The 23,157-nt window shown below is 72.9% G+C and carries 23 protein-coding genes; 8 read left to right on the top strand and 15 right to left on the bottom strand.

Going from position 1 to position 23,157, the window contains the following annotated elements; all coding sequences use genetic code 11:
* The first annotated feature begins 206 nt into the window (after nt 1-206).
* Nucleotides 207-1,424, top strand: coding sequence for an AI-2E family transporter (locus AMK25_RS23340; protein ID WP_073830700.1), 1,218 nt, complete (start codon nt 207-209; stop codon nt 1,422-1,424).
* Nucleotides 1,425-1,428: 4 nt separating this feature from the next.
* Here the strand turns inward: AMK25_RS23340 and AMK25_RS23335 are convergent, their stop codons facing one another.
* From AMK25_RS23335 to AMK25_RS23305, 7 genes are all read right to left on the bottom strand, one after another.
* The gene (locus AMK25_RS23335; protein ID WP_073830527.1) at nt 1,429-2,238 is read right to left on the bottom strand and encodes an alpha/beta hydrolase; all 810 of its coding nucleotides are present in this window, start codon (nt 2,236-2,238) and stop codon (nt 1,429-1,431) included.
* A 67-nt stretch (nt 2,239-2,305) separates the two neighbouring features.
* On the bottom strand, nt 2,306-2,638 hold the full coding sequence (locus tag AMK25_RS23330) for a hypothetical protein (protein WP_073830526.1): 333 nt from the start codon (nt 2,636-2,638) through the stop codon (nt 2,306-2,308).
* A gap of 57 nt (nt 2,639-2,695) precedes the next feature.
* The gene (locus AMK25_RS23325; protein ID WP_073830525.1) at nt 2,696-3,772 is read right to left on the bottom strand and encodes a hypothetical protein; all 1,077 of its coding nucleotides are present in this window, start codon (nt 3,770-3,772) and stop codon (nt 2,696-2,698) included.
* Nucleotides 3,769-4,263 (bottom strand): SigE family RNA polymerase sigma factor, encoded by a 495-nt coding sequence (locus AMK25_RS23320; RefSeq protein WP_073830524.1) that lies wholly within the window; start codon nt 4,261-4,263, stop codon nt 3,769-3,771. Before AMK25_RS23320 ends, AMK25_RS23325 begins: the two co-directional genes overlap by 4 nt.
* Nucleotides 4,264-4,304: 41 nt before the next feature.
* Nucleotides 4,305-6,095: a 3-hydroxyacyl-CoA dehydrogenase family protein gene (locus AMK25_RS23315; RefSeq protein ID WP_073830523.1), complete on the bottom strand. Its 1,791-nt coding sequence runs from the start codon at nt 6,093-6,095 to the stop codon at nt 4,305-4,307.
* A 123-nt stretch (nt 6,096-6,218) separates the two neighbouring features.
* Nucleotides 6,219-7,283: an alpha/beta fold hydrolase gene (locus AMK25_RS23310; RefSeq protein ID WP_073830522.1), complete on the bottom strand. Its 1,065-nt coding sequence runs from the start codon at nt 7,281-7,283 to the stop codon at nt 6,219-6,221.
* Between the two features lie 204 nt (nt 7,284-7,487).
* Nucleotides 7,488-7,934 (bottom strand): FHA domain-containing protein, encoded by a 447-nt coding sequence (locus tag AMK25_RS23305; protein ID WP_073830521.1) that lies wholly within the window; start codon nt 7,932-7,934, stop codon nt 7,488-7,490.
* A gap of 218 nt (nt 7,935-8,152) precedes the next feature.
* Here AMK25_RS23305 and AMK25_RS23300 point away from each other — a divergent pair, with 218 nt between their 5' ends.
* Nucleotides 8,153-9,655: an aldehyde dehydrogenase family protein gene (locus tag AMK25_RS23300; RefSeq protein ID WP_073830520.1), complete on the top strand. Its 1,503-nt coding sequence runs from the start codon at nt 8,153-8,155 to the stop codon at nt 9,653-9,655.
* A gap of 9 nt (nt 9,656-9,664) precedes the next feature.
* Here AMK25_RS23300 and nucS read toward each other — a convergent pair whose 3' ends face one another.
* The gene (nucS, locus tag AMK25_RS23295) at nt 9,665-10,324 is read right to left on the bottom strand and encodes an endonuclease NucS (protein ID WP_073830699.1); all 660 of its coding nucleotides are present in this window, start codon (nt 10,322-10,324) and stop codon (nt 9,665-9,667) included.
* A gap of 71 nt (nt 10,325-10,395) precedes the next feature.
* Between nucS and AMK25_RS23290 the strand changes: the two genes are divergently transcribed.
* Nucleotides 10,396-11,013 carry a DUF4126 domain-containing protein gene (locus tag AMK25_RS23290; RefSeq protein ID WP_073830519.1) on the top strand — a complete coding sequence of 206 codons (618 nt, stop codon included), beginning with the start codon at nt 10,396-10,398 and terminating at the stop codon, nt 11,011-11,013.
* A gap of 60 nt (nt 11,014-11,073) precedes the next feature.
* Nucleotides 11,074-11,370 carry a DUF1540 domain-containing protein gene (locus AMK25_RS23285; RefSeq protein ID WP_043328704.1) on the top strand — a complete coding sequence of 99 codons (297 nt, stop codon included), beginning with the start codon at nt 11,074-11,076 and terminating at the stop codon, nt 11,368-11,370.
* 77 nt (nt 11,371-11,447) lie between these two features.
* On the opposite strand, the gene AMK25_RS23280 is transcribed toward AMK25_RS23285, so the two are convergent.
* The 4 genes from AMK25_RS23280 to AMK25_RS23265 form a co-directional block, all read right to left on the bottom strand.
* Nucleotides 11,448-13,451 (bottom strand): protein meaA, encoded by a 2,004-nt coding sequence (locus AMK25_RS23280; protein ID WP_073830518.1) that lies wholly within the window; start codon nt 13,449-13,451, stop codon nt 11,448-11,450.
* A 101-nt stretch (nt 13,452-13,552) separates the two neighbouring features.
* Nucleotides 13,553-15,706: an FtsX-like permease family protein gene (locus tag AMK25_RS23275; RefSeq protein ID WP_073830517.1), complete on the bottom strand. Its 2,154-nt coding sequence runs from the start codon at nt 15,704-15,706 to the stop codon at nt 13,553-13,555.
* Nucleotides 15,703-16,383 (bottom strand): ABC transporter ATP-binding protein, encoded by a 681-nt coding sequence (locus AMK25_RS23270; RefSeq protein WP_073830516.1) that lies wholly within the window; start codon nt 16,381-16,383, stop codon nt 15,703-15,705. Before AMK25_RS23270 ends, AMK25_RS23275 begins: the two co-directional genes overlap by 4 nt.
* Complete coding sequence (locus AMK25_RS23265) at nt 16,380-16,904, bottom strand: PadR family transcriptional regulator (RefSeq protein WP_069087235.1); 525 nt, start codon at nt 16,902-16,904, stop codon at nt 16,380-16,382. The genes AMK25_RS23270 and AMK25_RS23265 overlap by 4 nt, the downstream gene beginning before the upstream one ends.
* Before the next feature lie 86 nt (nt 16,905-16,990).
* Here AMK25_RS23265 and AMK25_RS23260 point away from each other — a divergent pair, with 86 nt between their 5' ends.
* From AMK25_RS23260 to AMK25_RS23250, 3 genes are all read left to right on the top strand, one after another.
* The gene (locus tag AMK25_RS23260) at nt 16,991-17,839 is read left to right on the top strand and encodes an ABC transporter ATP-binding protein (protein WP_073830515.1); all 849 of its coding nucleotides are present in this window, start codon (nt 16,991-16,993) and stop codon (nt 17,837-17,839) included.
* Nucleotides 17,836-18,681: an ABC transporter permease gene (locus AMK25_RS23255; RefSeq protein WP_073830514.1), complete on the top strand. Its 846-nt coding sequence runs from the start codon at nt 17,836-17,838 to the stop codon at nt 18,679-18,681. The genes AMK25_RS23260 and AMK25_RS23255 overlap by 4 nt, the downstream gene beginning before the upstream one ends.
* A gap of 86 nt (nt 18,682-18,767) precedes the next feature.
* A complete protein-coding gene (locus AMK25_RS23250; protein WP_073830513.1) occupies nt 18,768-19,577 on the top strand; it encodes an alpha/beta hydrolase in 810 nt (269 codons plus the stop codon).
* 40 nt (nt 19,578-19,617) lie between these two features.
* Here the strand turns inward: AMK25_RS23250 and AMK25_RS23245 are convergent, their stop codons facing one another.
* Both AMK25_RS23245 and murA read right to left on the bottom strand, forming a co-directional pair.
* Nucleotides 19,618-20,466: a 3-hydroxyacyl-CoA dehydrogenase family protein gene (locus AMK25_RS23245; protein ID WP_073830512.1), complete on the bottom strand. Its 849-nt coding sequence runs from the start codon at nt 20,464-20,466 to the stop codon at nt 19,618-19,620.
* Nucleotides 20,467-20,535: 69 nt separating this feature from the next.
* Nucleotides 20,536-21,957 carry a UDP-N-acetylglucosamine 1-carboxyvinyltransferase gene (gene murA, locus AMK25_RS23240; RefSeq protein ID WP_073830511.1) on the bottom strand — a complete coding sequence of 474 codons (1,422 nt, stop codon included), beginning with the start codon at nt 21,955-21,957 and terminating at the stop codon, nt 20,536-20,538.
* Between murA and AMK25_RS23235 the strand changes: the two genes are divergently transcribed.
* Nucleotides 21,956-22,528: a cob(I)yrinic acid a,c-diamide adenosyltransferase gene (locus AMK25_RS23235; RefSeq protein ID WP_013475364.1), complete on the top strand. Its 573-nt coding sequence runs from the start codon at nt 21,956-21,958 to the stop codon at nt 22,526-22,528. The genes murA and AMK25_RS23235 overlap by 2 nt on opposite strands.
* 133 nt (nt 22,529-22,661) lie before the next feature.
* Here AMK25_RS23235 and AMK25_RS23230 read toward each other — a convergent pair.
* Nucleotides 22,662-23,157: DUF885 family protein (locus AMK25_RS23230; RefSeq protein ID WP_198937656.1), on the bottom strand; the 496-nt coding region annotated here is incomplete at its 5' end.

Below are 23,157 nucleotides of genomic sequence, written 5' to 3'. Positions count from 1 at the left end.
GCGGCGTCCCACCCACCCGGACCACGCCACCTCCCCGACCTGGCGGGTGACCCGCGCCAGGACGGCCCGGCGGGACGGCCCGGCGGGAAGTGGTGGTGGGATGGTCGGGGCGGACGGCGAGGACTACCCTGCGGGCAGAGGGCCGCGCGTCGGGCGTGGACGGCACCGGCGGGCGAGCCGGGCAGCGCGGGAGCCGGGAGGCACGGGTGTCGCAGGAGGGTTCCGCCGTCCCGGGTGACGAGGCGGCGACCGTGAACCCCACCGGCGAGGCGGAACCCGCGCGCGACGCCACGACCGCCGCCGGCGACCCGCGATCCGGCACGGACACGAGCAGCGGACGGCCCGTCGACGTCGAGCCGGGCGAGTTCGAGCCGAGCGGCCGGTTCGGCGTGCCGGGGCGTCCGCTGCGGCGCAGCGCCTTCCTGATCGGCTTCACCGGAGCGCTCGGCGTGCTGCTGGCGTACGCGCTGTTCCTGGGCGTGCGCAACGCCGCGGGCATCCTGGTGCTCGTGGTGATCGCGCTGTTCCTCGCGGTCGGCCTGCACCCGGCGGTGGTCCGGTTGCGCCGCTGGGGCCTGCCGCGCGGGCTGGCGGTGGCGGTGGTGACACTCACCCTGCTGCTGCTGATCGTCGCCGGCCTGCTGGCCCTGGTGCCGCCGGTGGTGACCCAGTCCGGCCAGTTCGTCCAGCAGTTGCCCGGCTACGTCGAGGAGCTGCGGCGCAATCAGACTGTCAACGACCTCGTGGTCCGCTACGACGTGATGGAGCGGGTCCAGGCGGCGGCGAACGCGGACAACGTCGAGCGGGCGCTCGGCGGTGTGCTCGGCGGGGCGCAACTGATCTTCGGCACGCTGTTCCGCCTGCTGACCGTGCTGGTGCTGACGATCTACTTCCTGGCGTACTTCGACAGGATGCGCGAACTCGGCTACGCGCTGGTGCCGCGCACCCGCCGGGAGCGGGTCCGGCTGATCGGCGACGAGATCCTGACCCGGGTCGGCGCGTACATGGTCGGCGCGCTCGCCATCGCGGTGATGGCCGGGGTGAGCACGTTCGTGTTCGCGCTCGCGGTCGGCCTGCCGTACCCGTTCGCGCTCGCCGTGGTGGTCGCGGTGACCGACCTGATCCCGCAGATCGGGGCGACGCTGGGCGCGGTCGTGGTGACGCTCGTCGGGCTCGCCACCGACCTGCCGGTGGGCATCGCCTGCCTGGTGTTCTTCGTGATCTACCAGCAGATCGAGAACTACCTGATCTACCCGAAGATCATGCGCCGGGCGGTGTCGGTGAACGAGGTGGCCGCGTTGCTCGCCGCGCTGCTCGGGGTGTCGCTGCTCGGCGTGGTGGGCGCGCTCATCGCGATCCCCACGGTGGCCGCGTTGCAGCTGATCCTGCGCGAGGTGGTGATACCCCGCCAGGACGCCCGCTGAGCGGCTACTCGGCGCGCCGCTGGGCCGGGCCGGGCACCGGGGTGTCGGCGAACGCGGCGACAGTGCGGTCCGCGTACGCGCTGACGTCACCGGTCTCCATCGGGCCGTCCCAGGTCGTCGGCAGCGGCAGCGGCACGCCCGGGGCGACCCGCCGGACGATCTCGTCCAGCGCCTTCTCCGCGTCGCCGACCCAGAGGTGCTTGGCGCCGTCCACGCCGACCACCTCGGCCTGCGGCACGGCGGCGAACCGCTGCCCGGCCTCCTCCGGCCGCAGGTAGTCGTCGAACTCGGGGACCAGCGCGGTGAGCGCCTTGCCCGTCTCGGCCCAGACTGCCAGGTCCTCCGGGGCGGAGTAGCGCAGCGGCGGGGAGAGCAGGATCGCGCCGGCCACCGCCGGGTCGCAGCCGTACTTCAACGCCAGGTCGGTGCCGAACGACCACCCGACCAGCCAGATGTTGGGCAGCTCGTGGAACTCGGCGTACTCGATCGCGGCGGCCACGTCGAACCGCTCGCCCACCGCGCCGTCGAAGGCGCCCTCGCTGGTGCCGCGGACGCTGCTGGTCCCACGGGTGTTGAACCGGAGCACGGCCAGGCCGGCGAGCGCGGGCAGCCGCCAGGCCGCCTTGCGGAACACGTGGCTGTCCATCATCCCGCCGTGGGTGGGCAGCGGGTGCAGGCAGACCAGGGTGGCCGACGGCTCGCCCTCCAGCGGCCGGGCCAGCTCACCGACGAGCGTCAGCCCGTCGGCGGTGTGCAGCTCGATGTCCTCCCGGCGACCGGGCAGGATCGACGACGCGCGAATCGGAGTGCTCACGCCTGCCAGTCTCCCGTGTCGGCGGCCCTACCGCCCACCGGGACGGGAACCGGGTGATCCAGATCGCTCAGCCGTAGCGCGGCGCGCCCCGGCCGCGCTGGAGGTTCGGGCCACGCCGGTCCCGGGCCCGCCAGCAGCCGGAGTGCCAGTGCCGGCGGTCGGTCAGGTCGCCCCGGTCGTCGGCCGGCCAGGCCACCAGGTGCGCCGTCCCCGGCCGGATCTCCTGGTCACAACCGGGACAACGGTACGTCTTGACTGATGCGCCGCCGCTGATCGCGCGTATCTGCCAGTCGCCGTCGCGCCACTGCTGCACTGTCGGCACGCCGTGGCGGGCACGCTCGGCGTCCACGGCGGCGATCTCGTCCCGGCGGGGGCGGTTGCGACGGGGGCTCACGGTCACCAAGCGTACGGGCCGCCGGCCGGACCGGCCCAGGTCGGGCGGCCCGGCCGACGGGCATCAGCGCCAGGTCTCCGGGTCGGTCAGGTCCTGCGCCACCCGTGTCCCGGCCAGCACGCTCGCCGCCTCCGTCTCGGTGAAGTCGATCTGCCCCTTGGGCGGGTCCTCCGGCCACTGCCAGCCGAACGTGGCGGTCAGGTGCGCCTTCGGGATGCCGAGCAGTTCGAGCTGGTGTCCGTCCGGATAGAGGTAGGCGGGACGACCGCCCACCGTCCGGTCGGCCCGGGTGACGTCCCGGGCGATCTGCGCCCCGTAGACCAGTCTCACCTCCATCGTCGCCGCCGGCGACCGCACGAGCGTGAGCACGACGGTGAGGCCGCCCGGGAAGGCACCGGCTTCGACCTCGCAGGTTGCCACCTGGGCGTCCTGCGGCACAGCGCCCAACCGCAGGGGCGCGTCGCACCGGCGTGCCTCGTTCCAGCGGATGGCGCGCACCGCCTCGGCCAGCGCGTTCCGGTCGCCGCCGAGCATGCTCGCCCGGGCGTACAGGCCGGGAACCGGCTGCCATGCCCGGATCACGCCGCCGGCCCCGACCCGGAACTCCCGGACCTTGCCGTCGAACGTCACCGGGATCGCTCCCTCGGCGCCGGGAAGGCCGTCGAGCAGGAGTTCGTCCACCGCCCGGGCGTCCGGGCTCACCTCGACGAGCACCGGTTTCCCGCCACCGACGCGGTACCGGATCGACTCGGTCCGGTTCGAGCCGAAGACGGCCCACCGCAGGTAGCGGGCCCGGCTGGTGTCCACCCCCAGGTGCAGCACCTGCGGGTCGGTGCCGACGAGTTCGGGACGCTGGTCGGCGGCCGGCACCCCGTCGGCCTTCGGCGGCACCGGCGCGCCGGCTGTCGACGTCGCGGCCGTCCAGGGCATCCGCCCGGCCAGCCCACCCACGTCCGCCCGGATCACGCCGGTGAGACCGAGCACGCCGACAAGCGCGAGCGCGGTGCCGGCGGTGGCCCGGCGGCGTACCTGCCGGCGCCGGCCGAGCGCGCGGGAACCGCGCAGCAGGCGTCCGGTGTCTGTCTCCCCTTCGGCCTGCTCCCGCAGCACCGAGGCGATCCGCTGGTCGAGGTCGGTCACGGCCGGCTCCCCTTTGTCGTCGGGACGCCGCAGCGCTCCCGGAGGTGGGCGAGCGCCCGCATCGCGTGGGTGCGGACGGTGACCGGGAAGCAGTCGAGGATCTGGGCGATCGTGGCGTCGTCCAGATCCTCGTAGTAGCGCAGCACCAGCACGGCGCGCTGACGGTCGGGCAGGGCGCGGATCAGCCGCCACATCTCGTCCCGCTCCGCCGCCTCGCCACCGAGGTCGCCGCGCTGGGGGCGGTCGGCGAACGTGTCGACGGCCAGCTCGCGGCTGGACCGCCGCCGCCACCAGGACGTGTTCGCGTTGACCAGCATCCGGCGCACGTACACGTCGGGCCGGTCGACCCGGGCGATCTTCCGCCAGTGCACGTACGCGCGGGCCAGCACGTCCTGCGTGAGGTCCTCGGCCCGGTGCGCGTCGCCGGTGAGCAGCCGGGCCAGGCGCAACAACGCCGGACCGCGGCTGCCGACGTACTCCTCGAATGTCACACCCGGAAGACGCCGTCACCGCCGCCGGGCGTTGACCGGGATCAGCGGCGGGTGTGGTCGCGGAAGCCGCGGCCGGTCTTGCGGCCCAGGTAGCCGGCCGTGACCAGGTGCTCCAGCAGCGGCGCCGGGGCGAAGCCGGGCTCGCGCAGCTCCAGGTACAGCTCCCGCTGGATGGCCAGCGAGACGTCCAGGCCGACCACGTCGAGCAGCTCGAACGGGCCCATCGGGTAGCCGCAGCCGAGCTTCATCGCGTAGTCGATGTCGTCGGCGGTCGAGTAGCTGGCCTCCAGCATCTTCACCGCGTCGTTCAGGTACGGGAAGAGCAGCGCGTTGACGATGAAGCCGGACCGGTCGCCGCAGACGACGCCGGTCTTGCCGAGCTTCGCGCAGACCGCGCGGGCGGTGGCCGACGTCTCGGCGGAGGTGCGGATGGTCTGCACGATCTCCACCAGCGGCATGATCGGCGCCGGGTTGAAGAAGTGCAGGCCGATCACGTCGGCCGGACGCTGGGTCGCCATCGCCACGTCGATCACCGGCAGCGACGAGGTGGTGGTGGCGAGCACGACGCCCGGCTTGCAGATCTCGTCGAGGCTGGCGAACAGCGCCTTCTTGACGCTCAGCTCCTCGATCACGGCCTCGACCACCAGGTCGACGTCGGCCAGGTGATCCAGCGTCGCGGACCAGGTGATCCGGCCGAGCGCGGCGTCCCGGTCGGTCTCGCTGAGCTTGCCCCGCACCACGCCCTTGTTGAGCGAGGTCTTGACCGCCTCGCAGACCTTCGCGGACTTCTCCGCGCCCCGGGTCACCGAGATGACCTCGTAGCCGGCCTTCGCGAAGACCTCGATGATGCCGGTGGCCATGGTTCCGGAGCCGACCACGCCGACCTTCGCGATGCCCCGGGCGCCGTCGGCGAGCGCGGCGTCACCGGCCGGCGGCGTGTACTCGTCGGGTACGACCTTCGGCGAGCCCGGCCGCTCGTAGGTGTAGAAGCCGCGACCGGACTTCCGGCCGAGCAGCCCGGCGGTGACCATCTGCTTGAGCAGCGGGGCCGGTGCGTGCCGGCGGTCCCGGCCGCCGCGCCGGTACATCGTGTCGAGGATCTCGTACGCGGTGTCCAGGCCGATCAGGTCCATCAGCGCCAGCGGGCCCATCGGCAGGCCGCAGCCGAGCTTCATGGCGGCGTCGATGTCCTCGCGGGTGGCGTAGCGGGCCTCGAACATGCCGACCGCGTGGTTCAGGTAGCCGAACAGCAGCGCGTTGGCGATGAACCCGGCCCGGTCGCTGATCGTCACGTCGACCTTGCCGAGCCGCTCGCAGAGCGCCTCCACGTCGGCGACCACGTCGGCGGAGGTGACCACCGTGCGGACCACCTCGACCAGCTTCATCACCGGGGCCGGGTTGAAGAAGTGGATGCCGATGACCTGGTTGGGCCGGGAGGTGGCGACGGAGATCTCGGTGACGCTCAGCGAGGACGTGTTGGTGGCCAGGATCGCCTCGGGCTTGCAGACCCGGTCCAGCTCGGCGAAGATCCGCTGCTTGAGGTCGAGGTGCTCGGGCACCGCCTCGATCACCAGGTCCACGTTGTGCAGCGCGTCCAGCCCGACCCGGAAGTCGACCCGCGCGAGCAGCGCGTCCCGCTCGGCCTCGGCCAGCTTGCCCTTGGCGACGGCCCGGTCGGTGGAGCCGGTGAGCGTGACCCGGCCCCGCTCCACAGCGGCCTCGGAGATCTCCACAGCTGTGACGTCCAGGCCGTTGCGGGCGAACACCTCCACGATGCCGGCACCCATGGTGCCCAGACCCACCACGCCTACCCTGGTGAACTCCCGCGCCACGACCGGCCTCCCCTGGCTCGACTCCGCCGTCCGCGACATGAACGGCCGCTAAGGTTATGGGCCGGAGTCTGCCACGTGACGCTGTGTTGTCGAGACGCCGTGGGATATTTCACGCACCGCGCCTCAGCCGGTGGCGTTCTCCCCGGCCAGGGCCAGCAGTTCGGCGACGAATTCCGCCGGCCGCTCCAGGTGCGGGCTGTGCCCGCAGCCCGGGAGCACCACCTCGCGGTACGCCCCGCCGGCCGCCGCGTACCGCTCCAGCACCGCGCGGGTCTGCCCGACCATCGGCTGCGGCGGGCACTCCTGCGCGCCCGGCCAGCCGGGCACCACACCGAGCTGACCGAGGTACGCCAGGTCGAACAGCGAGGTGTCCGAGACGATCACGTCGGCGTCGCCGCGTACCCAGGTCACCGGCGGCTTGACCGGCGCGGCGACCAGCTCGTCGGCGAGCCGGAAGTGGGCCGGGGCCAGCGCGTTGAGCACGCCGCGCCGCCCGGCGGCGGTCCCCGGCCAGTGTGCCGAGGCCACGGCCGTGCCCGGGTAGTTGTCGTCGCCGGTGACGGTGGTCAGCATGCTCTCCAGCAGCAGGTCCTCGTGCTCGCCCAGCGTGGCCGGGTCGGCCACGTACGCGGCACGCAGCACCGCGCGCGGGCTGGTCGGGCCGTCCGCGCCCCGGTCATCGGCGGCGAGCCGGGCCACGAAGTCGGGGTTCGCGCCCCCGGCGCCGGTGCCGGCGAAGTCGGGCGTGGTCGGGGTGCCGTCAAGGTCCCGGGTGCCGCCGAAGCCGTACGGGGACACCGGCGCCTCCAACAGCAGCCCGGACACCCGCTCGGTGTGGCCGACGAGCAGCCGCATCGCCACGCCGCCGCCGAGCGAGTGCCCGACCACCACCGGCCGGGCGCCGGGCGGGAACAGCCCCGGGACGTCCAGCAGCGCGGCCACGTCGTCGGCGAAGTCGTCGAGCCCTCGGGTGGCGTCCACGGGCGCGGTGTCCGTCTCGCCGTAGCCGCGCAGGTCTGGGGCGACCACCCGCAGCGTCTCCGGCAGGCGGGCCAGCAGCGGTTCCCAGAAGGCGGAGGAGGAGACGTTGCCGTGCACCAGCAGGACCGGTACGCCGTCCGGCGGACCAGCCACGCGGACCGACTGGGTGATGCCGTTGGCCTGGACCGTCTGCCGTGCGCTGCGCATCCGCGCATGCTGGCACGCGCGGGTGGGCCCGGTCCATGTGCCCCACCGCCACACCGGACCGCCCGAACGTGGCGCACGCCCCCTTACCGCGTCGATCATGAAGTTGGCGGCGACAAATCGGACGCGGAACGCCGCCAACTTCATGATCGACCGAGGGCCGAGGGCCGAGGGCCGGAGGGTGGCGGGGGCGCGCGCCCGGGAGGGCTAGTGGGCGTCGGCCGGCTGCGTCTCGCGCGCCTCGATCGGCTGGCGGGGCGCCGGGACCGGCAGCGGCAGGGTCGGGCGCTGGTCGCGGCGCATCGCGCCGAAACTCATCCCGACCGGGTCGGTCCGGGCCACGCCCGGGTCGTAGAGGCGCAGGTCGGTGCGACCCAGGCGGACCACGTCCCCGTCGGCGATCGGCACGCTGCCGGTGATCCGGGTGTCGTTGAGCCAGGTGCCGTTCGTCGAGCCGAGGTCGGTGAGCAGCACCCCCTCGGGCGTGGCCCGGACGGTGGCGTGCCGCCGGCTCAGGTGCGGATCGGCGAGCACGATGTCGGCGGTCGGCGCGCGGCCGATCACCTGCGCGTCCCGGCCGACCCTGAAGGTGAGCCCTCGCATCGCCCCGCCGGACACCGTCAGCAACGGCATCAGCTCCGGATGCTCCTCCATGGACAGTCGACCTCCACCCCACATCGCCCCGCGGCGTCAGCCTGCCACCTCACCGTAGTGGCTTGCACCACCGCGCGGTCACCCCCGCGACCCCGGCCGGTCATCTCCCGTTCGCCGTTTCGGACGGCACCTCCGTCGATGCGCCAGGCTGATCGTCCGCGCAGCGTACGGCCCGTCCACACCTACCGGCGAGTAATCTTCGGGTCTAGACTTCGGCCATGACCGCAGTGCATGTGCCGGGCGCCCCGCTCATCTCCGAGGGTCGACTGGTGTCGACCAGCCCGGCCACCGGCGCTGAGGCCGGTCGATTCCCGCTGGCGGCCGAGGCGGACGTGCGTGCCGCCGTCGAGCGCGCCCGGGAGGCCGGCAACTGGTGGGCCGGGCTCGGCTTCGCCGGCCGGCGGGACCGGCTCCAGCGCTGGCGCGGCGTGCTCGCCCGGCGGATCGAGGAACTGGCCGACCTGATGCACACCGAGGGCGGCAAGCCGGTCGGTGACGCCGTCGTGGAGATCCTCACCGCGCTGGAGCACATCGACTGGGCGGCCCGCAACGCGCAGCGGGTGCTCGGACCGCGCCGGGTCCGCTCCCGCCTGGTCCTCGCCGAGTTCACCGGTCACCTGGAATACCAGCCGTACGGCGTGGTGGGCGTGATCGGCCCGTGGAACTACCCGGTCTTCACGCCGATCGGCTCCGCCGCGTACGCGCTCGCGGCCGGCAACGCCGTGGTGTTCAAGCCGAGCGAGTACACCCCGGCGGTCGGTCAGTGGCTGGTCGACAGGTTCGCCGAGGTGGTGCCGGAGCAGCCGGTGTTCCAGGCGGTGCACGGCTTCGGCGCGGTCGGCGCGGCGCTGTGCCGCTCCGGCGTCGGCAAGGTGGCGTTCACCGGCTCCACCGCCACCGCGAAGCGGGTGATGGCCGCCTGCGCGGAGACGCTCACCCCGGTGCTGCTGGAGGCCGGCGGCAAGGACGCCATGATCGTGGACAGCGACGCCGACCTGGACGCCGCGGCGGAGGCGTGCGTCTGGGGCGGGATGACGAACGCGGGTCAGACCTGCATCGGCATCGAGCGGGTCTACGCGGTCGACCAGGTCTTCGACGCCTTCGTGGAGAAGGTGGTGGCGAAGGCCGGGCGGCTGACTGTCGGCGCCGACGGGACCGACCTCGGGCCGATCACCATGCCGTCGCAGATCGACATCATCCGCCGGCACATCGACGACGCACTGAGCCGGGGCGGCCGGGCGGTGCTCGGCGGCCCGGAGGCGGTCCAGCCGCCGTACGTGCACCCGACGGTGCTCGTCGACGTGCCGGAGGACTCGGCCGCCGTGCAGGAGGAGACGTTCGGCCCGACGCTCGTCGTGAACCGGGTCCGCGACGTGGACGAGGCGGTCGAGCGGGCCAACGCGCTGCCGTACGGGCTCGGGGGTTCGGTCTTCGGCCGGGCGCGGGCGGTGGCGGTCGCGCGGCGGCTGCGCTCCGGCATGGCCTCGGTCAACTCGGCGCTGACCTTCGCCGGCATGTCGACGCTGCCGTTCGGCGGCACCGGCGAGTCCGGCTTCGGCCGCATCCACGGCGAGGAGGGGCTGCGCGAGTTCGGCCGCCCCAAGTCGGTCACCCGCCGCCGGGCCCGCTCGCTGCTGCCGGCGATGACGTTCGAGCGCACCCCGGCCGACATCGCCCGCATCGTCAAGATCGCCAAGCTGATGTACGGCCGGGGCCGCTGAGACAGCGCCTCAGAACAGCGTCAGCTCGTCGCGCTCGATGCCGCGCAGCTTGTCGTAGTCGACCACCACGCAGCGGATGCCCCGGTCGGTGGCGAGCACCCGCGCCTGCGGCTTGATCTCCTGCGCGGCGAACACGCCGGCCACCGGCGCGAGCAGCGGATCGCGGTTCATCAGCTCCAGGTAGCGGGTGAGCTGCTCCACGCCGTCGATCTCGCCGCGCCGCTTCACCTCGACCGCCACCGCGCCGCCGGTCGCGTCCCGGCAGAGCAGGTCGACCGGCCCGATCGCGGTCATGTACTCCCGCCGGACCAGCGTGAAGCCCTCCCCCAGCGTCTCCGGGTTCGCGGCCAGCAACTCCTGCAGGTGCGCCTCGACGCCGTCCTTGCGCAGGCCCGGGTCCACGCCCAGCTCGTACGACGTGTCCTGGAAGATCTCCTCCAGGGTGATGCGCAGCTCCTCGCCGGCCTTGTTGACCACCCGCCACACGCCGGGCGCCTCCTCCAGCCGGCAGGGCGGGCTCATCCAGTTCAACGGCTTGTACGCCCGGTCGTCCGCGTGGATCGACACCGAGCCGTCCGCCTTCACCATGAGCAACCGGGTGGCCGGCGGCAGGTGAGCCGAGAGCCGTCCGACATAGTCCACCGAGCACTTCGCAATGACCAACCGCACCCGCCGAGGGTAGCCGAGCCCTCGGCGGGTGCCGACGAGCGCCACTGGCGTACCGGTGCCATATTGAGATCGTGCTCGAAGTCCTCACCGGTTCCGGTCTGGCCGCCTCGGCGGGCCTGAACGCCTACATCCCCCTCCTGCTGATGGGTCTGCTGTCCCGCTACACCGACCTGGTCGAGCTGCCCAGCGGCTGGCAGTGGCTCGGCAACGGCTGGGTGGTGCTGATCCTCGCCGTCCTGCTCGTGGTCGAGACGGTGGCCGACAAGGTGCCGGTGGTCGACCACGTCAACGACGTGGTGCAGACGGTGGTCCGTCCGACCGCCGGCGGGCTCGCGTTCGGCGCGGGCGCCGGCTCGGAGACGGTCACCGTCAGCGACCCGGACACGTTCTTCTCCACGCACCAGTGGGTGCCGGTGGTGGTCGGCGTGCTCATCGCGCTCGGCGTGCACCTGCTCAAGGCCGCCGCCCGGCCGGTCATCAACGCGACCACGGCCGGCGTGGGCGCGCCGGTGGCCAGCACCGCCGAGGACGCGACGAGCGTGGTCATGTCGGTGGTGGCGCTGCTGCTGCCGGTGCTGGTGCTGGTGTTCCTGCTCGGCCTGGTGTTCTTCGTACCCTGGCTGTTCCGCCGCCGCCGGGAGCGGCGACGGGAGCGCGCCGCCGCCCGGGCGGCCGGCTTCCGCGTCTGACCCGCGCCGACTCCCGAAACCTCTAAAATCAGGGCAAGACACCCAAGGAGGTACGGGAAGATGACCGCGTCGTTGGAGATGCCCCGGGTCCAGGAGTGCGCCGTCCGGTCCTGCGCCTACAACCACACGAACGACTGCCACGCCTTCGCCATCACGATCGGCAGCAGCGACCACGCGCACTGCCACACGTTCGTGGAGATGCCGGTGCGCGGCGGCCTCGACCAGTTGGTCGCCCAGGTGGGGGCGTGTTCGCGCGCCGACTGCCGGCACAACGCCGACCTGGAGTGTCACGCCCCGGCCATCACCGTCGGCCCCGACATGGACATGGCCGACTGCATGACCTACCAGAGCCGCTGACCCACCCGGGCCGCCGCGGCGGGTTGTTAAGAAGGGGCCCCTTCTCTACCGGAGGCGTTAACAAGGGGCCCTTCCTTTCACCCCAGCGCGTTGGCGTCGCGGATCACCGTGACCAGCTCGTCGATGATGCCGGTGAGCGCGAAGTCCTTCGGCGTGAACACCCGGGCCACCCCGGCCGCCCGCAGCGTCTCGGCGTCGGCGGCCGGGATGATCCCGCCCACCACCACCGGCAGGTCGCCCCGCCCGGCCGCCCGCAGCCCGTCCAGCACCGCCGGCACGGCGGCCAGGTGCGAGCCGGAGAGCACGCTGAGCCCGACCAGGTCGACGTCCTCCTCCACGGCGGCCGCCACGATCTGCCCGGCGGTCAGCCGGATGCCCTGGTAGACCACCTCGAACCCGGCGTCGCGGGCGCGTACCGCGATCTGCTCCGCGCCGTTGGAGTGCCCGTCCAGCCCCGGCTTGCCGACCAGCAGCCGCAGGCGGCCGCTGCCCAGCTCCCGGGCGGTCGCGGCGACCCGCTCGCGGACCCCGGCGAGGGTCGCGTCACCGGCTGTCCCGACCGCCCCGGCCAGTCCGGTCGGCGCGCGGTACTCGCCGTACACCTGGCGCAGCGCGCCCGCCCACTCGCCGGTGGTGACCCCGGCCCGGACGCATCCGAGCGTCGCCGGCATCAGGTTCGTCGTGGTGGCGGCGTCCGCGCGCAGCTTCGCCAGCGCCTCCTCCACCGCCGCCGCGTCCCGGCCGGCCCGCCATTCGCGTACGCCCGCGGTGGCCGCCTCCTCGACGGCCGGGTCCACCTGCTCGATCGCCTCGGCGCCCGCAGCGGTGAGCGGGGACGACTCGGTCTCGGTGAACCGGTTGACGCCGACCACCACGTCCGAGCCAGACTCCATCCGGCGGCGCCGGTCGGCGAGCGAGGCCACCAGCGCGCTCTTGAGGTAGCCGGACTCGACGGCGGTGACCACGCCGCCCATCTCCAGCACCTTCTCCAGCTCGACGCGGGCGCCGGAGACGATGTCGTCGACCAGCGCGGTCATCACGTGCGAGCCGGCGAACAGGTCCGGGTACTCCAGCAGGTCCGACTCGTACGCCAGCACCTGCTGCATGCGCAGCGACCACTGCTGGTCCCAGGGGCGGGGCAGGCCCAGCGCCTCGTTCCAGGCGGGCAGCTGCACGGCGCGGGCGCGGGCGTCGCGGGACAGCGTGACGCCCAGCATCTCCAGCACGATCCGCTGGATGTTGTTCTCCGGCTGCGCCTCGGTCAGGCCCAGCGAGTTGACCTGGACGCCGTAGCGGAACCGGCGCTGCTTCGGGTTCTCCACGCCGTAGCGGTCGCGGGTGATCTCGTCCCAGAGCGCGCCGAACGCGCGCATCTTGGCGATCTCCTCGACGAACCGCACCCCGGCGTTGACGAAGAACGAGATCCGCTGGACCACGTCGCCCATCCGCTCGGGCGGCACCTGGCCGGAGTCGCGCACGGTGTCCAGCACGGCGACGGCGGTGGCCAGCGCGAAGCCGACCTCCTGCACCGGCGTCGCGCCGGCCTCCTGGAGGTGGTACGAGCAGATGTTCACCGGGTTCCACCGGGGCATCTCGCGCAGCGTGTACGCGATCACGTCGGCGGTCAGCCGCAGCGACGCCGCCGGCGGGAAGATGTACGTCCCCCGGGACAGGTACTCCTTGATGATGTCGTTCTGGGTGGTGCCGGCGCAGCGGCTCAGCTCGGCGCCCTGCTCGGCGGCGACGGTGCCGTAGAGGCCGAGCAGCCACATGGCCGGGGCGTTGATGGTCATCGAGGTGTTCATCTCGGCGAGCGGGATGCCCTCGAACAGCGCCCGCATGTCGCCCAGGTGCGCCACCGGCACGCCGACCCGGCCCACCTCACCGGAGGCCAGCTCGTGGTCAGGGTCGTACCCCGTCTGGGTGGGCAGGTCGAAGGCGACCGACAGGCCGGTCTGCCCCTTCGCCAGGTTGCGGCGGAAGAGCGCGTTGGTGGCCGCGGCGGAGGAGTGCCCGGCGTACGTGCGCATCACCCACGGGCGGTCCCGCTCCGGCAGCCGTCCCGGCGTCGCGTCGTCCATGGCCGGAGTTTAAGTTACCGTTCAGTAAAAGAGAGTGTGGAAAACCACACAACCCGAGGCCCGCACCGGTGGGCCGACGTGCGGCCGGCCCACCGTACGAGTCATTCGCTGCGGGCGGTCTCCGGGCCAGTGATCCGTTCCAGCAGCGGCAGGGTGGCGGCGACGACGGCGAGGCAGCCCAGCACGCCGAGCGCCACCACCGCCGCGAACCCGGCCCCCGGCATGCGCAGGTCGTAGCCCATCTGCGCGCGCAGGAACAGGTGCGCGGCGGCCAGTCCCATCCCGACCGCGACCACGGCGACGGTCAGCAGCGGCACCACGCTCTCCAGCGTCACCACGCGGCGCAGCAGCCGTACCGGGGCACCACTGAGCCGCAGCAGGCTGAACGGCCGCTTCCGTTCGCTGAGGCCGGCCGCCACTGCCACGGCCAGGCTGCACCCGGCGAGCACGAGACCGGCCACCACGACGATGTCGGCCAGCCGCTGCCAGCCCCGCATCGTGTCGGCGAAGTCAGCCTCGAAGTCGCCGGGCACGTTCGGCGCCACGAAGAAGGTGGGGAACGCGGCTTCGAGGACCGTTCGGGCCCGCTCCACTGCCACCGGGTCCTCCGCGTCGACCGCTACCGAATCAGCCGGGAGTCCCGCGAGGGCAGCCGGGTCCACGGGGGACGACGGCCAGACCCGGTCGGCCGAGGCGGACTCCCGCCAGGGGATCAGGCCCGGCGGCACCTCGGCGACGCTCACGCCGGCTGCGCACCGCCCGTACGCGGGTGGGATGTCCGCGCAGGCGATCACACCGGAGTCGCGGCCGTCACCGCGTACCGGGTTCTCCCGGACGAGCACCGGGTTGCGTACCCCGGGAATCGCCGCGAGATCGGCCAGCAGCGTGCCGGGCGCCGGGGCGTCGTCCATCAGCACCATCGACAGCCGGCCGGCCTCCAGGGAGCCCCGGGGCGCCGGACCACGCTCGAACGTGATCGTCCCCATCACGCCGACGGCCACCGTCGTGACGAACAGCGCGAGCATCACCCCGCCCACCGCGCGGAACCCGGCGGCCGGATTTACGGCGAGCCGGCGCGCGGCGATGAGCGCGGCGGGCCGGCTGGCGCGAGCGGCCATCGCCCGGGCGCCGACCATGGTCAGCCACGGGCCGCCCGTGATCAGCCCGACCATGACAAGCAGCAATGCGGGCAGGAACAGCGCGGTCTGACCGTCCGACGTGGGGGGCCGGTACACCAGGGCGAAGCCCAGCCCGGCCAGGCCGAGCGCGAGCGGGATCAGCCGGTACACCCGGGGCGGCCGGGGCGTGACCCGGCGGGTGACGCCGAGCGGGGAGATCCGGACCCGGCGCAGCGCGAGCCAAGCCGCGGCCGCCGCGCCCGCCGGCACGCCGAGCGCCACCAGGACGGCCTCCGGCGCACCGAGGGCCATGTCGCCGGGGAAGAACGGCATGCCGGTGAACGGGATGCCGGCGAGCTGCCCACGGAACGCGAAGAACACCGCGAAGCCGGCCGCCGCGCCGGCCGCCGCCGCGAGCGCGGCCTCGACGGCCGCGACCGTCGAGATCTGCCGGGGCGTGGCCCCGACCAGCCGCATCGCGGCGAACCGTTGCTCCCGCCGGGCGGCGCCGAGCCGGGTCGCCGTGCCGATGAAGACGAGCACGGGGAACAGCAGCCCGCCCGCGACCACGCCGAGGATGAGGTCCACAGCCGCCCCCGGCAGCGGGGCGCCGTTGCCGTCGAGCCGGGTGACCTTCCGGACCTGGTCCAGCCTTCCGACCTGATCCGGGGTGCCGCCGACCAGGACGAGCAGCGTGTCCGGCGAGGTGAGCGCCGCCGGCCCGATCTCGCCGAGGTCCCGGTCCGGGTAGCGGTCGGCGAGTTGGTCGGCCGGCGTGGTGGCCAGCAGCTTCCGCAGCGCCGGGGAGGCGTAGTACTCGCCGGGGCCGGGCGTACGAGGGACGCCGATCGGCGTGGGCGCGTCCGGACCGGTGGCGGCGACGTCGACGCGGACGATCTGATCGCCCCGGAAGTAGTCGGACCGGGTCGACCACAGCAGCGGATTGGCGGACCCGCCCACCGTCTCCTGCGGGTACATCGACGCGTAGCGGGTGAGCTGGGCGTCGGTGGCGTGCACCCCGGCGAGCGTGGTGAGCAGCAGCCCGGTGCCGACCGCGACGGCGGCGGCGATGGCGACCAGCCGGACCAGCGCCTCCCGGCCACCCGCGACGGCGAGCCGGAGCGCGAGCCCGATCACGAGACGACCCCGGCGGGGGCGTTGACCCGACCGTCCCGCACCATGACCTCCCGGTCGGCGTACGCGGCGATGCGCGCCTCGTGCGTCACCAGGACGACTGTGGTGCCCTTCTCGCGGGCGGCGTCCAACAGCAGCGTCATCACCTCCTCGCCGGTGAGCGAGTCGAGCGCGCCGGTGGGCTCGTCGGCGAACAGCACCCGCGGCTCGGCGACCAGGCCGCGAGCCAGCGCGACCCGCTGGGCCTGCCCGCCGGACAGCTCGCCGGAGCGGCGGTGCTCCAGGCCGGCCAGCCCGAGCCGCTCGAACCAGCCCCGCGCCGCGCGCAGCGCCGGGGTGCGGCGGACGCCGCGCAGCAGCAGCGGCAACGCCACGTTCTCGGCCGCGGTGAGTTCCGGCACGAGCTGGCCGAACTGGAAGACGAAGCCGAAGCTGTCCCGGCGCAACGTGCTCCGGTCGGCCTCGCCGAGCGTGTCGATCCGGGCGCCGTCGAACCGGACCTCACCGGAGTCGGGGCGCAGGATGCCGGCCAGGCAGTGCAGCAACGTCGACTTGCCGGAGCCGCTCGGTCCCATCACGGCGACCACCTCACCGGCCGCCACGGCGAGGCTCGCGCCGCGCAGGGCGGGTGTCTCGCCGAACGCGTACGTGACGTCGCGTGCCTCGATCATCGGGCTCATGGCCGTACCGCCTTTCTCAGGGCGTCCAGCCGGGCGCCTGTCGTCTCGATCCACCGCAGGTCCGCCTCCAGGTGGTAGAGGCCGTGGTCGGCCAGCATCACGTCGACGAGTTCGCCGCTGCGTTTGATCTCGGTGAGTTCGCGCATCCGGCGCAGGTGGGCGGCGCGCTGGGTGTCCAGGTACTCCTCGGCCGGGCGGTCGAGCATCAGCGCGAGCACGACCTTGGTGAACAGCAGGGTCTGCAGGTGCGGTTCCGGCTCGACCGGCTCGGTCAGCCAGTGCTCCACCTCGGTGGCGCCCAGGTCGGTGATGACGTAGCGCTTGCGGTCCGGCCCCGCGCCGGGAGCGACGTCGCCGACCACCACCTTGCCGTCGCGGGCCAGCCGGCTCAGCGTCGAGTAGACCTGCCCGTACGGCAGCGGCTTGCCGCGCCCGAAGAAGGTGTCGTAGTCGCGCTTGAGGTCGTAGCCGTGGCTCGGTTCGCGTTCGAGCAGCCCGAGCAGGGTCAGGGGAACCGTCATGCCCAGAGACTACACCGAGTGTATACCTCGCGTATATAGCTGACCCGGCAGTGGAACGGGCGACCGCACGACGCACACTTGACGGCATGGAGAACGAGCTCGCGATTTCCGTGCGAGGGCTGCGCAAGGCGTACGGCGACAACGTCGCCGTGGCCGGGGTGGACCTGGACGTCCACCGGGGCGAGGTGTTCGCCCTGCTCGGCCCGAACGGCGCCGGCAAGACCACAACGGTCGAGATCCTGGAGGGCTACCGGCAGCGCGACGCCGGCGAGGTACGCGTCCTCGGCGCCGACCCCGCCCACCCCGACGCCGGCTGGCGCTCCCGGGTCGGCATCGTGCTCCAGGGCACCGGCGAGTTCGACGAGCTCAGCGTCATCGAGGTGGTCCGCCACTTCTCCGGCTTCTACCCGGGCGCCGACGACCCGGACAAGGTGGTCGAGCGGGTCGGGCTGGGTGCCAAGGCAAAGGCGCGTACGCACACGCTCTCCGGCGGGCAGAAGCGCCGCCTCGACGTGGCGCTGGGCATCATCGGCCGCCCCGAGCTGCTCTTCCTCGACGAGCCGACCACCGGCTTCGACCCGGAGGCCCGGCGCGAGTTCTGGGAGCTGATCCGGGACCTGTCCGCCGCCGGCACCACGATCGTGCTCACCACGCACTACCTGGACGAGGCCGAGGCGCTCGCCGACCGGGTCGGCGTGATCGCCGCCGGCCGGGTGATCGAGGTCGCGCCGCCGAACCGGCTGGGCAACCGGCAGGAGTCGCTGGCGACCGTCTCCTGGCGTACCCCGGACGGAACGCCGGCCTCGGCGGAGACCGCGACGCCGACGGCGCTGGTGTACGACCTGGCCGCGCGCTTCGGCGGCGAGGTACCAGGCCTCACCGTGACGCGGCCGACCCTGGAAGACGTCTACCTGCGGATGATCGGACACTCATGACCACCACGACGAACCCCGCGGCACCGGTCACCGCCGCAGCGGCCCGGCGGTCCGGCGCGGGCGCGCTGGCGCTGCGCCAGGGGCGGCTGGAGATCACCCAGTTCCTGCGCAGCCGGGAGTCCGTCGTGTTCACGATGGGCTTCCCGATCATCATGATCCTGATCTTCGCGGCGATCTTCAGCGACGAGATCGCGCCCGGGGTCAGCTACACGCAGTACTTCATCACCGGCATGATCGCGACGGGCCTGATGACCGTCAGCTTCCAGAACCTCGGCATCTGGATCCCGATCGAGCGGGACCGGGGCGTGCTCAAGCGCTACCGCGGTACGCCGATGCCGAAGTGGGTCTGGTTCGCCGGCAAGGTGATCATGGTGGTGGCCATCGGCATCGCCGAGACCGTGCTGCTGCTCGCCGTCTCGGTGGCGATGTTCGACCTGGACCTGCCGCAGACCACCGCCAAGTGGCTGACGTTCGCCTGGGTCTCCGTCCTCGGCGTCACCGCCTGCACGCTCTGCGGCATCGCCATCTCGTCGCTGGCCCGCACCGCCCGCAGCGGCTCGGCGGTGGTCACCCCGGTCGCGCTGGTGCTCCAGTTCATCTCCGGCGTGTTCTTCGTCTTCACCAGCCTGCCCACCTGGATGCAGCAGGTCGCGGCGATCTTCCCGCTGAAGTGGATGTGCCAGGGGCTGCGCTCGGTCTTCCTGCCGGACAGCTTCGGCGCACGGGAGCCGGGCGGCTCGTTCGAGCTGGGCACCGTCGCGCTGGTGCTGGGCGCCTGGTGCGTCATCGGCCTGGTGCTCTGCCTGACCACGTTCCGCTGGACCACCAAGCGCGACGGCTGAGGTGTAAGGAAGGGCCCCCTATTAACGCCTGCGGTAGAGAAAGGGCCCCTTCTTAACGCGCGCCCGGCGGTGGCACACTCGCCGGCATGGCACCCACGCTGTCCCGGCGTACCCTGCTCGGCGCCGCCGCCGGCGTGGCCGGCGCCGCGGTGGTCGGCGGCCTGGCCGCCCGGCAACTCTCCGGCCCCCGCCCGGGACCGGCGCCGGCCCTGCCGGACGCCCCGGCCGGCGACGAACGGCTGATCCGCATCGCGTCCGCCGCGCGCGGCCGCGAGGTGGACTTCTGGACGGCGGTGCCCGACGGGTACGGCGACGGCCGCGGCCTGCCCGTCTGCCTGGTGCTGCACGGCGCGTCGGCCACTCCGCGCGACTACGGCCGGTTCGGGCTGGCCCGCTTCCTCACCGACGCGGTACGCCGGGGCGCCCCGCCGTTCGCGCTCGCGGGCGCCACCGGGGGGCGGCTGTCCTGGCGTGCCGCCGGTGACGACGACCCGCAGCGGATGGTGCGCGAGGAGGTGCCCACCTGGTGCGCCCGGCGCGGCTTCGACAGCAGCCGGCTGGCCGTGTGGGGCTGGTCGATGGGCGGCTTCGGCGCGTTGCTGCTCGCCGAGACGTACCCGAAGTGGCTGCGGATGGCGGCGGCCTTCTCCCCCGCGGTGAGCCCCGGCGACGCGGTCTTCACCGGCGTGGCGAAGCTGCGCGGCACCCCGGTCGGGCTCTGGTGCGGCCGGCAGGACAACTTCCTCAAAGACGTCCGGGCGCTGGCCCGGGCGCTGCCCGAGGAGCCGGTACGCGCCGCCTGGGCCGACGGGCGGCACAACTTCGGCTACTGGGGCGCTGTCATCCCGGACGCGTTCGCGCTGCTCGGCGCCGCGCTCGACCCGCCCCGGACGTGAACCGCCCCCGGCCGCGCGGGCCGGGGGCGGGACGGCCCGGTCAGTACGAGTAGAAGCCCTGGCCGGTCTTGCGGCCCAGGTCGCCGGCGGTGGCCATGCGCTGGAGCAGCTCCGGCGGGAAGAACTTCTCGTCGGCGGTGTCGGTGTAGATGTTGCGGGTCGCGTTCAGGAGCACGTCCACGCCGGTCAGGTCGACGGTGGCCAGCGGGCCCATGGCGTGGCCGAAGCCCAGCTTGCAGGCGGTGTCCAGGTCCTCGGCGGAGATCACGCCGGACTCGACGAGCTTGACCGCCTCCATCGCCAGCGCGCAGATCAGCCGGGTGGTGACGAAACCGGCGATGTCCCGGTTGACCACCACCACCGTCTTGCCGATCTCCTCGGCGAACGACTTGACGGTGTCCATCGTCGCGTCGCTGGTCTTGTAGCCGCGTACCAGCTCGCAGAGCTTCATCATCGGCACCGGCGAGAAGAAGTGGGTGCCGACGACCGACTCCGGGCGCTCGGTGGCGGTGGCGATCTGGGTCACCGGGATGGCCGAGGTGTTGGTGGCCAGCACGGCGTCCGCCTTGCAGATCTTGTCCAGCGCGCGGAACACCTCGTGCTTGATCTCGATCTTCTCGAAGACCGCCTCGACCACGATGTCCGCGTCGGCGGCGGCCTCCAGCTCGGTCGTCAGGGTGATCCGGGCCAGCGTCGCCTCGACCTCGGACGCCTCGATCTTGCCCTTCTCGGCGAACTTCGTCAGCGACTTCCGGATGCCGTCCACGCCCCGCTTCGTGGCCGCGTCGTCGATGTCGCGCAGCGTCACCTGCCAGCCCGCCTGCGCCGCCACCTGGGCGATGCCCGAGCCCATCAGCCCGGCACCGACGACCGCGAGTCGACCCGCCATCTGCTTCTCCCTCGCCGTGTTCTGCAACGTCTGCCAGAACCCTACTTAACGACGGATAAGCAGCGGCTGTCAGATGGCCAGGTCCGGCTCCTCCGGCGCGGTGCCGCGTTCCACCTCGACGCCGAGCGCCCGCAGGTCCGCCACGAAGTCCGGGTAGCCCCGGTCGACGTGGTGCACGTGCGAGACCTCGGTCAGCCCGTCCGCGCAGAGCCCGGCGATGATCAGACCGGCGCCGGCCCGGATGTCCGTCGCGCGTACCGGGGCGCCGGACAGCCGCTCCCGGCCGCACACCAGCGCGTGGTGGCCGTCGGTACGGATCTCCGCGCCCAGCCGCATCATCTCGTTGGCGAACATGAACCGCCCGTCGAAGATGTTCTCGGTGATCAGCGAGCCGCCCTCGCTCACCGCCGCCAACCCGATCGCCATCGGCAGCAGGTCGGTGGCGAAACCCGGGTACGGCAGCGTCACCACGTCCACCGCCCGGGGGCGGTCGTCCATCCGTACCCGGAAGGCGTCGCCCCGGGTCTCGACCAGGCCGCCGGCCGCGACCAACTTGTCCAGCGCCACCTCCAGGTACGCCGGGTCCAAGCCGGTCACCGTCACGTCGCCGCGGGTCATCGCGGCGGCGAACGCCCAGGTCCCGGCCACGATCCGGTCCCCCACCGTGGCGTGCCGGACCGGCCGCAGATCGGGTACGCCGACGATGTGCAGCGTCGATGTGCCGGCCCCTTCGATCCGCGCGCCCATCCGGGTCAGCATGGTGCAGATGTCGACGATCTCCGGCTCCCGGGCCGCGTTGTCGATCGTCGTGGCGCCCCGGGCCAGGACCGCCGCCATGACCAGGTTCTCGGTCGCCCCGACGCTCGGGAAGTCCAGCACGATGTCCGCGCCGTGCAGCCCGTCCGGCGCCTCGGCGATGACGAAGCCGTGCTCACCGGAGATCTCCGCGCCCATCCGGGCCAGCCCGGCGATGTGCATGTCCAGGCCGCGGGAGCCGATGGCGTCACCGCCCGGGTGGGCCACCCGCACGTGCCCCCGGCGGGCCAGCAGCGGGCCGAGCACGCAGATCGACGCGCGCAGCCGCCGCACCAGGTCGTAGTCGGCCTCCGCGCCCGGCCGTTCCGGCACGTCGATGAGCACCGAGCGGGACCGCTCCACACCGCCGTGGGCCACCATCGGGTCGACCGGGTCGTCCGGGCCGAAACGTACGCCGCAGCCGAGCCGCCGCAGCACCTCGCCCATGATCGCGATGTCGGTGATCCGGGGCACGTTGGTGATCAGGCTGCGGCCGGGCGCGAGCAACGCGGCGGCCATCAGCTTCAGCGCGGAGTTCTTCGCACCCACCACGTGCACGGTGCCGTCGAGCCGGGCGTCACCGCGTACCCGGATGACGTCGACGTCGTTGAGGGCCGGATCTCCCGCGTCCCCCGGCCCTACCGGGCTCGGCCGGGCCGGGATCGTCAGTTCCGGTATCCGTAGGCTGTGCGTCATGGCCGTCCACCTCACGCGCATCTACACCAAGGCCGGCGACGCCGGCATGACCAGGCTGAGCAACAACGAGCAGGTGCCGAAGACCGATCCGCGCATCGCCGCGTACGCGGACGTGGACGAGTGCAACGCCTCGATCGGCGTCGCGCTCGCCCTGGGGCAGCTCTCGGACGAGCTGCGAGCCGTGCTGGAGTCCGTGCAGAACGACATGTTCGACGTCGGCGCGGACCTGGCGACGCCGGTGGAGCCGGACCCGAAGTACCCGCCGCTGCGGGTGACCGAGGAGTACGTCGAGCGCCTCGAGGGCTGGTGCGACGAGTACAACGCGCGCCTGAGCAAGCTCGACTCCTTCATCCTCCCCGGCGGCACCGCGGGCGCGGCACTGCTGCACGTGGCACGGACGACCGCCCGGCGCGCCGAGCGTGCGGCATGGGCGCTGGTCGCACACGACCCCGATCGGACCAGCCCCCTGCCGGCAAAGTATCTCAACCGGCTCTCCGATTTGCTCTTTATCCTGTCAAGAACGGCAAATCCGGACGGCGACGTGCTATGGGTTCCGGGCGGGAAGCGCTGACCATCCGCATCACGTGGAGCGCTGGGTACCCGGCCTGACGCCGGCCAGTCCTTCGCAGGGCCGGCTTCTCGGCTCGTAGATACGCAAAAGGCCGGCACCCGTCTCGGGGTGCCGGCCTTTCACGCTTGTGTGCTTACTTGTTCCAGTGTTCGGCGACGAGGTCGGCGGCCTGCTGTTCCCACTGGGCGTAGTGGTCGGGGTAGGCGCTCACCTGGACGGTCTGGGCGGCCTTGGTCAGCGGCATGTCCTGCCAGCCGTCGACCTGCTTCAGACCCTTCAGAAACGCGGTCGTGGAGTACTCGGGGTCGGTGATCTGCTCGACCGTGCCCCAGCCGGAGGAGGGGCGCTGCTGGAACAGGCCCTGCGAGTCGTGGTCGTTACGGTCACCCAGGTGGCCGAGGTTCTCCAGCTTCGACTCCTGCAGCGCCGTGGCGATCTCGAAGCGCAGGTTCTCGTCCGGCACCCGGCAGTGCGCCCGCATGAACTCCCAGCCCAGCTCCGGCGTCCACCGCTCGCCCGGGTGGAAGCCGAACGGGTTGTCCTTCGGGATCTCCAGCTCCAGGTGCATGCCGATGTCCACGACGACCCGCGCCGCGCGCAGCGCCTGCCCGTCGAGCATGCCGAGCCGG

The sequence above is a fragment of the Micromonospora sp. TSRI0369 genome (assembly GCF_001905625.1).
Classification (GTDB): Bacteria; Actinomycetota; Actinomycetes; order Mycobacteriales; family Micromonosporaceae; genus Micromonospora; species Micromonospora echinospora_A.
The sequence above is the reverse complement of the archived record's forward strand: the minus strand, read 5'-3'. Positions and strand labels throughout refer to the sequence as shown.